The sequence below is a fragment of the Pedobacter sp. ok626 genome (assembly GCF_900100435.1).
In the GTDB taxonomy this organism is placed as follows: domain Bacteria; phylum Bacteroidota; class Bacteroidia; order Sphingobacteriales; family Sphingobacteriaceae; genus Pedobacter.
This window is the reverse complement of record NZ_FNEX01000003.1, coordinates 378,069-393,080: the sequence shown is the minus strand read 5'-3', so window position 1 is coordinate 393,080 and position 15,012 is coordinate 378,069. Positions and strand designations below refer to the sequence as shown.

Here is a 15,012-nt window from a genome sequence, read left to right as displayed (position 1 = left end):
GCACATTAAATCTATCTTTCAATCAAAAGAATTGATAAAAGACTCAACTGTTCGGAAATTCCGAACAGTTAAAGCGGAGGGTGCGCTCTCTTCGGAAATGAAAAGGACGATTCTTTGAAAGGGTCTATCGGTGCTATTTATCAAACTTTTGGTGGCTTGGATTTATATCCCAGTGTGGAAGAAAAGGCTGCTAATCTCTTATATTTCGTGGTTAAAAACCATTCTTTTTCTGATGGTAATAAACGAATTGCTGCTTACCTTTTTGTTTGGTTTTTGGAAAAGAACAGAATCCTCTACAGAGCTGATGGTTCGAAACGTATTGCCGATAATGCGTTGGTCGCGCTAAAATTAATGATTGCTGAAAGTAAATCAGATGAGAAGGGTTAAAATGAATGAGAATAACTCCCGAATCTATATCTCGGACCCCGCAAGTTACCCTGCAAGTTATCCCGCAAGTTACCCCGCAACTTGAAAAACTATTTTTTATGGCTTACATCTGCTGCATGCAGTATATCCGTTAGCTATAGCTTCCTTTTTTGTGGTTTTAATTTTACTTTGTCTAAGGTAACTGCAGCCTTCAAGATGGTATTTTTCGCCTGTTTTAGTAGTGTATACAACTGTTTGGACTGTCTCAACGAAATTCACTTTTGGATGAGTGTATCCAGGTTGAGATGGACTAAGCATAAGACATAGAGATGTCAGTACTAGAAGCATTAATTTATTCATAGTCAGTTTGTTGGTTGTAATAGTACAATATATGTAATTCAGAACAGTATATTGGAATTTTATACAGTTTTTTGTAGAAATAAATACAACTGCGAATTAAACCACTCAATTCGACAATGAGCGAAAAAGCGCAATTGCTGACTTGGTCTTTAGAGTATCAGGAATTGCTAGCAAAATAAAAAATTAATTTACCCAGCATTATATCTCGATAATAATCTTGCTTTACTGGAATAAAATCCCAAACTTAGAGCATCGAAACAACCAATACGCTACTCATTCATGAACAATCTTACTTCTGACTACTGTTCTTCAGTATGTTCCTCAACATCAAACTCTCTACATCTAGATTATTTGAAGAGCAATGTTCATTTTCCCAAAGCAAAACATCACTAAAATCATAAAACATAATGAAGAATTATTTTATAATGCTATTATTTCTTAGCCCTCTTTTTGTTACTGGACAGAATAAAGAATCCGAAACGAGGAAGTTTATTGGGGAAGGAAAGTTTACTCAAATAAATAAAGATTGGAATATAATAGCCGAGTTTAGCTCTGGAATTGGGGAGTATGTTAATTTCTTCCCGATAAATGTAATCAATTTAAAGACTAATGAAGCTCAGAAAGCTCTGGAACTTAATATGTATATTAAAAAACCTGAGGTGTATAAAACGGCTTGGGTTGGTTTAGATGAAATAGATGAGTTTATATTTTTTATAGAAAAGCATGTTATTCCAAACTTGAATTTGAAGTTTAAGAAGAAGTCAACAGAATACATTTTCAAAGCTAAAGAAATGACTTTCTCATATTTAGTAGATGAAAAGCAAAAACGGATCTCTATTAGCTTAAATAATTATGAAAAGGATGGCCTAGTGAATTACTATTTCTGGACCGAGACTCAGGTCAATAAGATACCAGAATTACTTAAGGTTCTAAAGGCAATTAAATAGTATAAAAGAGCTGAAATTCCAAGTTCAATAGAAGAAGTCGCTATTGATTAGTATCTGAAAAAATATATAATAAAAGGTAAATAAATGATGAATAATACGCAGGTTCAACAATCCAATTCAAAAACATATACTTTAAATGATCTATTTGATTCCAACTTTTTTATAATCCCTGATTATCAAAGAGGATATTCCTGGGAAACGGAGCACTTAGAAGATTTGGTAAAGGATATTGAAAATATATCCAGATTAGAGAATTCTCATTATACAGGTACTATAGTTGCGACACTTCATAATGTATTACCAAATACTTATGAATTAGTAGATGGTCAGCAAAGGTTGACTACCCTTGTTATATTGTTGAGCGAAATTTATCATTCTGATCCACTACAATTTAAAGAAATTGAATCTTTGTTTCTTGTGCGTGGGAGTTTAGGTAATGAGCGTACTGTGTTTACACCAAATAAAGAGACTCGGGATTGTTTCGAACAGGCAATAATTAACCGTAATGTAACATTACCCTCCATTAAATCTCATGAAGCTATTTTAAATGCTCAATCTTTTTTTAAGAAATGGTTGTTGCAGGGGGATGCAAAATTGATTTACTATACGATTGTAAAAAAGCTTAATTTCTTGTTTTTTACTCCTTCTTATAATAAAGAAATCGGGATTATGTTTGAGGTAATCAATAACAGAGGAAAACAGCTTTCTGAGCTTGAGAAGATTAAAAATTTCTTTATTTATTATTCTACAATTTTTGATAAAAATAAACTCAGGGATGATATAAATCTAAGGTGGGCAGATATTCAAAAAAATCTAAGCCTGGCCCATAGGACTAGTAACGATGATGAAAATGCTTTTTTAAGAAATTGTTATTTGGTCTATTTTGCAACTAGTAAAGACAAAAGCTGGTATGTATATGATGAATGTAAAGTAGAATTCGATGTAAAAAATGATGATCCTCTGCAAGGGGATATTTCTGTTGCAAAAATGAGAGGATTTGTGGAGTTCCTTGCGAATGCATCATTACATTATGCGTGGTTTTTTAATAATAGATATTTATTGGCAAGCTATAGTGGTGATTTAAAGGATGAACTATATAAATGCATAAAATATTTAAAGTGTCAGCCGGTATTTGCCTCAATAATGCCGTTGTATCTGTCAATTATGACTAGGTTAGATAAGCCAGAGCAGGTTGTTAGGATGCTAGAATTGCTTGAGATAGTTAATATGCGTTTGTATGTGCTTCCTGATGTATTTAGACGATCGGATAGTAAACAGGCTGATCTTTTTGGCTTTGCTTATGAATTTTATAATGATCAGGGTTGGAACTCTGAAACGGACCCAGCAATTACAGCTTATGGAAGCATTCAAATAGAAGGTGATATTTTCGAATGGCTTTATCATAATCTGGCGCAGATTACTTATACTTTTTGTAGTTCTGATAAGTTTATTGACAATTTATTCCTTGATGATACCGAGCAGTTTAATTTTTATCAATGGCAAGGGGTTCGCTATTTTTTGGCTTGTTATGAGGAAGAAATTAAAAATAAGCGTGCTAAACGATCCTTTAACATTGAGCGGATCTTGAGTGGTAAGAAAAGCGTAGGTGAAAACTTTAACGATCAACTTTCATTAGAACATATATGGGCATCAAAAAACAGGGAAGATGAATTTCCTACATATTTTCATACTAAGAGGCGGTTGGGCAATTTTGTTTTATGCGGTTTAAGTAGTAATATTTCATTAAGTAATAGCGATATCCCAAACAAGATCGAATTGCTTACAGCTAATAATAAAGTTGGTGATGGCGCATTGGATATGTTGCAAATATCGGAGCTAAGTAAGATTTTGGATATAGTAACGGGAGAAATGACAGATTACAAGAGGCAAACCAAAAATTATTGGCGAGATATGGCAATTAAGATCTGTGATAAACGGGAAGAGTTATTTTTAAATTTTGCTTTAAAGAGATGGCGTCTACCAAATGAGAAGATTCAAAAAAGGAGTTAAACTGGGATTGCTTGTTATGGAAACAGAAGCTATTGGAAGGCATTAATTATGTATTATTGGTAATGTTCGCTCGAAAGAAATTCGTTCCTATAATATTAGCAAAATAAAAAGGAAGTATAACAAGATTACTTTAAGATTCACTATTTTTTTCACATTTCAAGATTTATATAATGAACTTTATTCGATGGAATAATCTGATAGGTGGATATTTCTTTAAACCAGAGCATGCTGGGAAAGATGTACATCTCTTTATGACGAAAGGTGATATCATTGCTCTTGGGAAACCCAATATGAAAGATGATCACACCGATGAGGAAGTCTGGCAAAACTTTCTGTGGACACTCCGATACGGATTATCAGGGTCAGGCAATGTATCTATATTTGAAAAGGCTCTTTATGCCGCTGAGAAATGGAAAACCTCAGGTTTTAGGACCATTGAGTCCAAACCGCAGCAATTTCCACCTTATATTTCCTACCTTGTATTTACTGTATTGCCGTTGACTGAGGTGCAAGGAGATTATAATTCTAATAATTATTATGACAGATTGGCCGAGTTTATTACCGTTAATCAGATTTTCGAACTTACTCCAGGGAGAGTTAAGAAATTGCAGAATCTCAAAAATAGATTGCGCGAGATCGACTGCCTGTGGGACGAACTTTCGCAATGGGCTAATCATAGGATGAATGGGCAATTAGGCAACTTCCATGTTATCTCTTTCAGCCATAGTACTTGGAAGTTTGTAGGAAAGCCTTTTTCACAGTGTGTACTTCCTCCAAAGTCACTTAAGCAAATACCTAATTTCTTTTACCAGTCTGATCTCGTGCCCAATACCTTTTATCGGGATGATATATTCAAACGCTTGTTGTTAAAGAATGGTGTATCACTGTTAGGTCTCAAAAATAGCGTGGTTGAGCTGATTAGGAAAGGTGAAAAGGATGAAATAGGTAGATCGGTGATTGGGATGGTTCGCGCAGAGTTTCTGAAATGGACTGGTGAGGCGCATGATACAGTCCTCAAGGACGGAAAGCAGAGAGAGATTAGAAAAATGACTGTGGTTCCACTAAAATTACAATTTAAATTAAGCGAAGACGGCGAACTAATATTTTCCTACAGGGCAAAATATGCCAGTGAGCCACCCTCATCATTAAAACTAGGTGAGTATGAGGATATATACGAAAATGAGAATTGGTCTAAAACTCTTGCGGTAGGCTTTAGCGAATCAATTGTGCTTAAAGACCTAGTTAATAAATGGAAGGCTTTATTTGATGTCAAAAGAATACACTTTTTCATTACAGGTTCATATTTTAATATGAATAATCGCTTTTGGATTGAAACAGATGTGCTTTCTAAAACAGAAAGAATGTATATGCTTTGCAAGATAGGTATTCGTGATATTATATCAGGATGGGGCAGGGAAAGCTGTCAAAGCTTTAGGGAGGAGTTAAGGTTCAAAGGCCTGCCAAAAGGTTATTCCCTTTTTTCCTTTCTTGGCCCAAAAAGTAGTCATCAAACCCTTAGTGAGCTAACTGTATATGACCTAAAGGAAGTTTCAATTAGGGAAGGAACTGGTCTGAGGGTTGGATATTTAAGCTACCTTAACAGATTGCTGCCTGAAGTTGAGATAACCAATGCCGATGGGGATGAAACGGTGTTTATCCAATATGCCGATGAACAGGAACATATTATACTAAAACAGCACCAGGATCTAAAAAACATCTGGCTTTTGCCAGCTGATCTCCACCTATATAAGAGGTTTACTATACAGGTATTAGGCTCAACCATTTTTGGTTCGAGCAAAGCATATCAGCTCTTAGATAGTTTCCATGAACATTTGGATTCTACAGATTTTCCTAAGCGAAATAGATTCTTTAGCGAGGACGAACTGGCAAAGGACTTTGTTATGGGTAATCAGGTTGAGTTGAGCAGAAAGATCAATATTGACGGGAATATAAGTTATTTTTCTTCTTCTATAAAAGTTGGGGATGATGCCCAAGAAGAGCTGGAAGTCAATGGAAGTTTTCTTTTGGATTGGTTGCTCGCAGTCAAAGACTGCAAAATAAATCGATTTTATGAGGCTTTTGGTGTCGTCCATCAGCATCTTTATCCAGAGGACAATGACCATATCCAGGAGAAAAGGAAAGCAAGCGTCAATTTGCTCGATTATCTTGGATTTATCGACTTTGACTATAGGACAGAAAATATTTTTGCATTACCTCCAAAATTGATCTATGTAACGACAGATAAAGGCCGAAAGGCCTTATTAATCGGATGTAGGAATAAACGACTTATTGATAAAATGGTTGAATATTGCAGGAAAAGTAATGGTGGAATCAGGATGTCGATAAAGCCACAAACGAAGTCGAACCAGTTAAAGCTCATTCCGGAGGCAATCACATTAGAAAGCAATTATGAACGTGAATTTAAAGGCATCGCTGAATATTGTGGAATTGGTTTCGATGATTGGCATATTTTGAAGTTAAAAGAGCTTGTTCCATCTCTTGGCGAGTACGTTGAGTTTATGAAGTCTAATGGGACAACGGAACCATGGGACAGTAATGTTACAACAAGTATATTCAATAAAGATAGTTTGAAGTTTGTGCCCATAGAAGAATATCCAAAGGTTTTTACCCTTTGTGAGTATAGACCAAGATATGCGCCAGAGTATGGTATCTGGATTGATAATAACCATTTTGTAGTCGATAAGAGCTGGGGAAAGTACATGCTGTTAAACCATAACGCTGCAAAAATAGCCGGTTGGGAACCTGGTAGTGAATTTGCCAAGACAATGGAACTATTTTTTAACGGTTCCAATATTGCCATACCAACATCATTGCCGTTTCCGAAGCTTTTCTCAAGGATGATTCTGCAGCTCAGTGGAGTAGCCCCCGAGTTCAAGAAAATGAACTTGAAGGGGAAGGAAGTGTATTACAACGTTTACAGGAGTATACCGAGATTATTCCTGGAAAATTTTTTGAAAAAAAAACTCAATATTTTAATCGAGTCAACAAAACAGCTTTTATGAAAGATCCAATAGGTTCATTTGAAACCATTAAAAATAACTTTATCCGTTATGTGGAGACTGCCTTTGCCACGAAGTTTAAAGGTGTCGAGTTAGAACGTAACGATTTACTCAATAGAGATAAAGTTTTATACCGTAAACCTTGGATGGAGCCATTGCCAGATTATGTAAGTAGCGAGCTCACAATAGATGATATTACTTCAAGTTACTTTAACGAAACAATGAATGAAGCACAGGTAGACTTATTTCGTAACCTTACAAAAAATGGTCTTTTTCCTGAAAAAATGAAAATGCATGCTCACCAAGCAAAAATGCTTAAAGCTGCTATGGCAGGTAAGAATTGTATTATCACCTCTGGTACAGGGTCCGGAAAAACAGAATCCTTTCTGTTACCACTATTTGCACAGATCTCTAAGGAGTTTGTCAAGTGGCCAGCCGCAGACGAGAAGAGCCAAAATTCAGACTCATGGTGGAAAGCCAGGAAAGGACTTACCCCCCGTAATATCACAGATTCAACCCGACAATGTCTTAGCAAAGAGGCAGCCCAACGATCTCAAGATAATAGGCCAGCCGGCATGCGCGCACTTATATTGTACCCAATGAATGCCTTGGTCGAGGATCAGATGAGCAGACTTAGAAGAGCATTGGATTCTGATGAGGCAAGAGAGTGGCTCCAGCGGGTTGGAAAGGGGAATGCAATATATTATGGACGTTACAATAGTGATTCACCAGTTGCAGGAGAGTTGTTTAATTCGAAAGGTGAAAGGAATGACAGGAAAATAGCAAAGCTCAAAAATAGGCTCCAAAAAATTGATGATGAATTCTCTAAGGTAATCGACTATATTAAAGATAGTCTTCCTCAGGAAAAAGAGTTTGTTGAGCTTTCTGAAGAAAAACAAAAAGAAAAAATCAAGGAACTGAAGTCATTTTTTCAAAGATTGGATACTAGTTCGGAAATGCGCTGCCGATTTGATATGCAGATAGCTCCCCCGGATATCCTTATTACCAATTATTCGATGTTGAGCATTATGCTCATGAGAACAATAGATTCGGGAATTTTTGAAGAAACCAAGCGTTGGCTCAAATGCGAGGACCTTCCTCTATTGGAAAGAGCATCAGAGCGCCCGAATCGGGTATTTCATCTCATTATTGATGAGTTGCACTTATATAGAGGGACGCAAGGTACAGAGGTTGCTTATTTAATCAGGCTGCTACTTGATCGATTAGACCTCGATCCTGATCATAGTCAACTCAGGATATTGGCCTCCAGTGCTTCCATTGTTGCGGATGAGTCTATAGAAGGAAAGAAAAGTCAACAGTTTTTACAGGACTTTTTTGGGGTAAATTGGAAGGTGAATCCATTTACTATCATCACTGGAGATAAAACCCCTGTTGATTCTCTTCCTGAAGACTATAAGAAATTGCCAATTCTTCCTTTTAAAGAAATTGCAAAAAAATTCTCTGAAGTTGGAGGGGATATTACCGGTGTTGAGTTTGATATTACCTGTGAAATGGCGGCAAGTGTATTAAGTAACCGTTTTGGGATCGTAAAACAATCTCAGGGGGTGGAAGGGCTACTCAAGGTACTTGTTGACCCAGTGATGATGCTTAGAGAAAGGCTTTTCTCACCATGTGGAAATTACCAAGCAGTGTGTTCAGTCAAGGCAATAGGAGATCTCTCTTCTGAGAAATGTTACGCCGAGCAAGTTTTTGAGGGTTCTGACAATGAGGGTGATTATCGTGATGCTTTGAGAGGACTGCTCATCGCAAGGGGGGTGATCGATAGTGATAAATATTCAAAAATTATTCATATTGCCGATGACAAGAAACTACCACGATTCCGATTCCATTATTTTCTTAGGAATGTTGAAGGAGTCTGGGCTTCGGTAGACCCTGATGATATAGATAGAAAGACCGGATATGGTGACGGTAAGAGAACTATCGGAAAGCTGTATCCTAGTATGAGGATCACCTCTGGCAAAGGAAATCGTGTCTTGGAGTTGTTGTATTGTGACAATTGTGGGACGACGATGTTTGGAGGAAGTCGATCTCTTGGTCGTGGGGCTTTCGAAATGCTTCCATTAAGCCCTAAAATAGAGGGAATCCCAGAAAAAACACCTGGAAAACTCGTGGAGCAACGGAGTTACCAGGAATATGCAATCTTTTGGCCGCAAGGCACACAGAGTTTTGTGCCTAATGCTCGGCAGCGAGGACCACACTCCGGGCAAGAGGCTGATGATTGGAATGATCAAACCCTCATTATTCCAAATAATGGAATGGAGTACATCTCCAAATGGGAGCCGGCGATACTCCATAAAAAATCAGGTGATGTTGATTTTGGACAAATAACTGAAGCAGATAACCCAGAAGACTGGGTGATTGGACGGGTTTTTCAGATTACACATAACAGGACAGATATCTCAAAGGAAAGCTGGCTTAGCTACAATAATCTCACCGAGACCCATAGTGCTCTTCCATGCGTGTGCCCAGGATGTGGAACCGATAACTCAGAGAAGCGAAATAGGCAAAGTACTATACGGGCTTTTAGAACCGGTTTTGCAAAGACTAGTCAGATCTTCGCTAAGGAACTTATGCTACAACTTCCAGATAAGGAGGATGAGCGAAAGCTTGTAGTATTTTCCGATAGTAGAGAAGACGCTGCGCAAGTGGCAAATGGAATAGAAAGAAATCACTTTACAGATTTGCTGCGAGAAACACTTCTTGTAGAGCTCCACACCAACCTCTTGATCAGCTTTCAGATTATAAATGCAGTTGAGAACAATGATCAAAATACCCTTGGACGGCTAGAAGAACAGCATGAGAAATTGGTTGGGGAAATTGAGTTACTGATTATGGAATCGAAGCTAAGTCGTCATCCCAAACGACAGGAACCCGCCCTAGAAACTATTTCCAGGCTTAAGCGAAAATCTATTAGGATATTAGACTTAGTAAATATAAACAATTCAGATGAACTGGCTCCACTGATCTTGGGGCTTGCCAAACTTGGCGTCAACCCAGGCGGGGTTGATATCGACATTAGCCGACAATTATTGGCCAATCGATGGACAGATTGGTTTGATCTAATCGATTTCAAAAGAAAAGCATGGGAAAATAATGCAGATTTAGAATCCTTTATTAAGGATGTCAGGAGTAATATTTTCGAAGAGCTTGGTAAAATGTTTTTTGGTCAGTTGTTCTACTCATTCGAATCCTCGGGCTTTGGTTATCTATCTATAGATCCTAATTCGGTTCATTTGAACAAAAATGCCAAAGCACTAGGCATGGATGATAAATTATTTTTGAGTATTATAAATGGTGCGATAAGAATACTTGGTGACAAGTTTAAACATAATTATTCGGAATATAAGAACAAGACACTCTTCGATAGCTACCAAGTCCTGCCTGCGGCATTGCGTAGATGGATAAGAAATGTCGCGGCCAAGAACAATCGCGATGAGCAGGATTTGGGGATGGCAGTCTTTAATACTTTGGTCGATTCTAATACTATGCATCGTAATGATGGGTTGGTGATTGAAAACTTATATATAACTGTATGCGAAGAGAATGACCTAGTGTGGATGGGATCCTTGGTTAACCGACCGCATCTTCATCAGGCTGGAGGGATTTGTACTTTTGCTGGTTCAATGCGGGAGGATATTCACAAAATAGCTCTAGAAAAAAGTTCTGAGGTATGCGTTGAACTATGGGAAAGAAATTACCTTTCTTATAATTCCTTGATCAAGAAGCGCAAGCCCATCAGGTTGCATTGCGAGGAGCTTACCGGACAGACTGATAACCAGTTTGAAAGGCAAAGGCATTTCCGGAACATTATCCTACCAGAAGAAGGGAAAAGGGAAGTTAGGAAAATAGATCTTCTAAGTGTAACTACCACCTTAGAGGTGGGGGTGGATATAGGTTCACTCCAAGCGGTAATGTTAGGGAACATGCCGCCACAACGCTTTAATTACCAGCAGCGCGTCGGACGCGCGGGAAGGAGGGGACAACCCTATTCGGTTATTCTTACCTTTTGCAGGGGGCGAAGTCACGACGAATTCTATTTTGCCAATCCTGAGAAAATTACAAATGATTCGCCACCTACGCCATTCCTGACGATGGACCAGGACCGCATCTTTAGGCGACTCTTAGCCAAGGAGGTTCTGAGACAGGCGTATATAGAAACCCCTATTAATATCCCAACTGGAGAAGCTGGAGGAATACATGGAGAGTTTGGTAGTGTTGGGATAAATCAGTCCAGTTGGCTTACCTACAAATCTCAGATTACCAGTTGGATTGATATGAACAAGCCTAAGGTCGTACGAGCTGTGGATGCCTTGCTTACACCTCAACTCCAGGATCTTCGCCAAGAATTTATTGATTGGATCTATCAATTTGACGATGAGAAAAGTATGGTTAATTGGGCACAACGTATAATCGACAATACTGAGATATCCACTGAGGATATTTCTCAAAAATTGGCTGAAGGCGGGCTCCTTCCAATGTTCGGCATGCCAACGACGGTAAAGAACTTATACCATGGACTTAATCAGGATCTGGAACCATTAGTTATTGACAGGGATCAAAGCATGGCTATTTACGAGTTTGCCCCTGGTGCCCAAAAAACCAAGGACAAAGCTATCCACACCGCCATAGGTTTCAGCTCTGATTTTCCAGAAAAGTTTTCAGCCTATGCAGACTCAAATTACAGGGGGGGAGCATTTTACATTAATAGATGGATGACAAGATGTAAGAGTTGTGGCAGTTTTCGTACTTATGATAACGATCATTCACTTGAAGGGTTGCAGGATTATTGCCTAGATTGTAGCGAATCTGGTTCGGCCTACCAAAGGCCTATAATGCTCAAGGCACCACGTGCATATCGAACCAATCTATCTCCAGGAGCGAACTCAAGAGAGGATTCTACTCTATCATTCTCCAGACCTCCTATTTTTGCCGAGTCAGTTCTAGACCACCAGGGTATTACAACTGTTGCTAATACCAATATTTCCATCAGCGATCGAGCGGTCACTTGGAGGGTCAATACTAATGGTGATGATTTCTTCAAGGGACGAACTTATAATACACAGAATATTTTTCCTTATCAAAACAAACCTACGTTCACCTTGAGGGAGCAGTGGCTGCTAGATGAACTTGCGGGAAAATCGAATGATGATAAAGGGCATATGATGAATACCTATGCTAATGATGCAGGGGAAGAAACTATTGCCCTAGGCAGCCATAAGAAAACAGAGGTCCTTAGACTTTCGCCAAATTCGGTCCCATTGTCATTGAACTTAAGTATGTCAAGCAATGAGGAGGATCCCCCACATCTCAAGGCTCAATCCTACGGCGTGAGGGCTGCGTACTATTCTGCAGCGTTTTTATTACAGCGTATAATTGCCGATAAACTTGATGTGGATCCTACTGAGATAGAGATAGCGGACATTTCCAGAAAGTCGCTCAAAGATGATACTGGACGTTTTGTGGCCGAGATTATCTTAACTGATGAGCTGCCAAACGGATCTGGATTTGTTAGGCAGCTATTCAATGAATTTAAGAATATCTTAGCACTGACACTTAAACCTACAGATAAAGAAAAGTACTTAAAGTCTATACAGAGCTCAGATCATGGCGATAACTGTGATAGTGCTTGCTATGAATGCCTAAAAGTATATCGGAACATGAGCTACCATAGTCTATTGGACTGGCGTTTGGGACTTTCTATGATTAGATTATTAAATGACGCGAAATATCGTTGTGGTACGGATAATGAATTCAGCTTACCCGAATTGAAAGGCTGGAAAGATCACGCTAAGGAATTAAGAGATAATTTTGCAAATAGTTTTGGGTATACGGTAATGGAAGAAATATGTGAGCTTCCCATCATCAAATGGGGGGCTGATCGCGAGAATGTTATTGTAATTGTACATCCGTTATGGAATGTTAGTAACATTAACTTTGAAGATGATTGGTTAGCCAAAGTTATGACAGATATTTATTCCTATACTGCAGGATCTAATGGAACAGTGAGTATTATAGATACCTTTAATTTATTCCGCAGGCCGGGGTGGTGTTACGAAAAATTAGTCATTAGGTTGTGAGAACAATAATCGATTTTAAATTCAAAAGACTCAGCAGAATATCGCCTAGCCAGTTTCACGCCATGAAGAATTGCATTTATCGAACGCTCTTGGCTGAAGCATTTGAGCGAAAACCCTTACTTTGTGCATCTCCTAGTGCGTTCTATGGTACGGTACTACACAAAATGCTTGAGTTGATCTCTACTGGAAGAATCAAAACAACAGAAGCATTTGATGAGGCATTTGAAGGGGAGGTTAGGATGATGGAGTTAAGGCTTATTGAAGAAGGAAATTCTTTTCTGACGCCGCTATCTTACAGAGTTAAAGACTTTACTTTGAAAAAGATTTTGGTAAAGAAACATCTAAGTAGTGGTATTGGAAAATGTGAAGAACATAGGTCTGTGGACTTTATCAGTGAGAAATGGCTTGAATCCAAAGACGGTACCGTTGGAGGAAAAGTAGATCTAATCATTGAAAGAGACGGTGAAACAGAGATTGTTGACTTTAAGACTGGAGCTGTTATGAACGTGACAATCTCAGAAGGTAGTGCCCCTCAAGTAGAGGTCAAGACTGAATATATTGATCAGCTCAGACTCTATGCTTATTTATATTTCGAGCAGAAAGGACGCTATCCTGATAAACTAAGTTTAGTTGATCTACACAAAAAAAAATATGAGTTAGATTTTTCTCCTCAGGAATGCGTTACTATCTTTGAGGAAACAAAAGCATTACTTCAAGCGGCGAACGAAAGTGTAGAAAATGGCAATTTCTCTGCAAATCCCACAACGAAAAACTGTCAATATTGTGGGTATCGGCCAGCTTGTAAATTCTATCTTGAATCAAAAGGAAATGCAGTTGACCTTGGAGATGTATCCGGAAGGATCAGCAAGGTTACTGCTTTTCGAAAAGGACAAGTAAGTGTACAACTAGAAACTGATGGCGGAATGCTAACGATTTCGGACTTTCCTGAGCATAGATTCCAAGAATTTGATACTAATGTTGGAAAAATGATAAATATTTTCAATCTTAAAAAGACTTTTATGCCAAACTTTTTTAGTGCGATCAGAACAACAATGGTCTATGAACAACCATAATAATAACATTCCCGTACTTTCTTTTTACTCCGGTGGGGGCTTCATGGACATGGGTTTTGAGCAGGCTGGCTTTAAGACGGTATGGAGTAATGAATTTGATAAAAGTTTTGCTGAACTTCATGCTGCTGGTATTACTTCTTGGAGGAAGTCTCTGGGAAACAATGCAAAAGCGGAGATCTTCAATACTTCCTCCATAGCTGAGGTATCCTCCTGTGATATCATACGTGAAGCTTTTCCAGATGGGCTTCCTACACATTTTGGGATGATAGGGGGACCTCCTTGCCAGGATTTTACCATTAACGGGAAAATGAAAGGTTTCAATGGGGATCGTGGTAAGTTGACGATTATTTACTTAGAAAAGGTAATGGAGCTGAAGCCTTCTTTTTTCGTAATGGAGAATGTAACAGGGCTTATCAAAAATGAAGAATCTCGGGTCTTTTTGCAGAAACTGCTTAAAAAGGTTGGACGGAAGTATTTGATTGATTATCAAATGTTAAATGCACTGGATTTTGGCGTGCCCCAGTCCAGAGAGCGAGTGTTTTTTATAGGTGTCCGAAAGGATCGACTGGAAAAAAAACTGGTAAAAAGGAATCTAAGAAGGAAATGGTTTCCATTTCCTGTTAACAGGGCTTATCTTGGTGCAGAATGTCTATATACCTGGCCTATTACCTCTGAATTAGGTACAAGGCCTGAAGCGCCTGCTGATATTCCTCTAGAACTATGTGTACAGAGTTGTTTGGTAGAGGAGGAGCTGATTTCGACATTGTCGAATTCTAATGAGTTTTTTAACATGCGGGTAGATGTCGAAAAATTGAGGGCGATCAAGGAGGGAGAAACGACCAGGCCTTCCTTTAAGCGGCTTCACAGGTATCGTTATAGTCCTACGGCCTGTTATGGGAATAATGAAGTACATTTGCACCCTTTTTTGCATCGAAGAATTTCAGTTAGGGAGGCACTTCGGATACAAGGTGTTCCCGATGCTTATATCCTGCCAACGGGTACCTCTCTTTCTAAAAAGTTCAAGATGATAGGTAATGGAGTTCCCGTACCTCTAGCAAAGGCGGTAGCCGAGTCTATTAGAGATTTCCTTAATGATAATTTGAAATTAGATATTAATCATTGCGAAAATTGATTCGTT

At 38.5% G+C, this 15,012-nt stretch carries 7 protein-coding genes; all 7 read left to right on the top strand.

Annotated elements, in window-relative coordinates:
* Positions 1-114 precede the first annotated feature (114 nt).
* The 7 genes from BLS35_RS28035 to BLS35_RS05945 all read left to right on the top strand — a co-directional run bounded on the left by BLS35_RS28035 (position 115) and on the right by BLS35_RS05945 (position 15,006).
* Positions 115-387, top strand: a complete 273-nt coding sequence (locus BLS35_RS28035) for a type II toxin-antitoxin system death-on-curing family toxin (protein ID WP_207909089.1) — start codon at positions 115-117, stop codon at positions 385-387.
* Positions 388-1,133: 746 nt separating this feature from the next.
* Positions 1,134-1,673 (top strand): hypothetical protein, encoded by a 540-nt coding sequence (locus BLS35_RS05970; protein WP_090778787.1) that lies wholly within the window; start codon positions 1,134-1,136, stop codon positions 1,671-1,673.
* 84 nt (positions 1,674-1,757) lie between these two features.
* Positions 1,758-3,683 carry a DUF262 domain-containing protein gene (locus BLS35_RS05965; protein WP_090778784.1) on the top strand — a complete coding sequence of 642 codons (1,926 nt, stop codon included), beginning with the start codon at positions 1,758-1,760 and terminating at the stop codon, positions 3,681-3,683.
* Positions 3,684-3,853: 170 nt separating this feature from the next.
* Complete coding sequence (locus BLS35_RS05960; RefSeq protein WP_090778781.1) at positions 3,854-6,706, top strand: hypothetical protein; 2,853 nt, start codon at positions 3,854-3,856, stop codon at positions 6,704-6,706.
* The gene (locus BLS35_RS05955) at positions 6,703-12,801 is read left to right on the top strand and encodes a DEAD/DEAH box helicase (RefSeq protein ID WP_090778779.1); all 6,099 of its coding nucleotides are present in this window, start codon (positions 6,703-6,705) and stop codon (positions 12,799-12,801) included. The genes BLS35_RS05960 and BLS35_RS05955 overlap by 4 nt, the downstream gene beginning before the upstream one ends.
* The gene (locus BLS35_RS05950; RefSeq protein ID WP_256375285.1) at positions 12,798-13,874 is read left to right on the top strand and encodes a PD-(D/E)XK nuclease family protein; all 1,077 of its coding nucleotides are present in this window, start codon (positions 12,798-12,800) and stop codon (positions 13,872-13,874) included. Before BLS35_RS05955 ends, BLS35_RS05950 begins: the two co-directional genes overlap by 4 nt.
* The gene (locus tag BLS35_RS05945; protein WP_090778775.1) at positions 13,861-15,006 is read left to right on the top strand and encodes a DNA cytosine methyltransferase; all 1,146 of its coding nucleotides are present in this window, start codon (positions 13,861-13,863) and stop codon (positions 15,004-15,006) included. Before BLS35_RS05950 ends, BLS35_RS05945 begins: the two co-directional genes overlap by 14 nt.
* Positions 15,007-15,012: the final 6 nt, after the last annotated feature.

What these genes read in the sequence shown, in the direction of transcription:
- BLS35_RS05955 (WP_090778779.1), top strand. Translation starts at nt 6,703, where the DNA reads ATGAAAGATCCAATAGGTTCATTTGAAACCATTAAAAATAACTTTATC.
- BLS35_RS05965 (WP_090778784.1), top strand. Translation starts at nt 1,758, where the DNA reads ATGATGAATAATACGCAGGTTCAACAATCCAATTCAAAAACATATACT.
- BLS35_RS05960 (WP_090778781.1), top strand. Translation starts at nt 3,854, where the DNA reads ATGAACTTTATTCGATGGAATAATCTGATAGGTGGATATTTCTTTAAA.
- BLS35_RS05970 (WP_090778787.1), top strand. Translation starts at nt 1,134, where the DNA reads ATGAAGAATTATTTTATAATGCTATTATTTCTTAGCCCTCTTTTTGTT.
- BLS35_RS05945 (WP_090778775.1), top strand. Translation starts at nt 13,861, where the DNA reads ATGAACAACCATAATAATAACATTCCCGTACTTTCTTTTTACTCCGGT.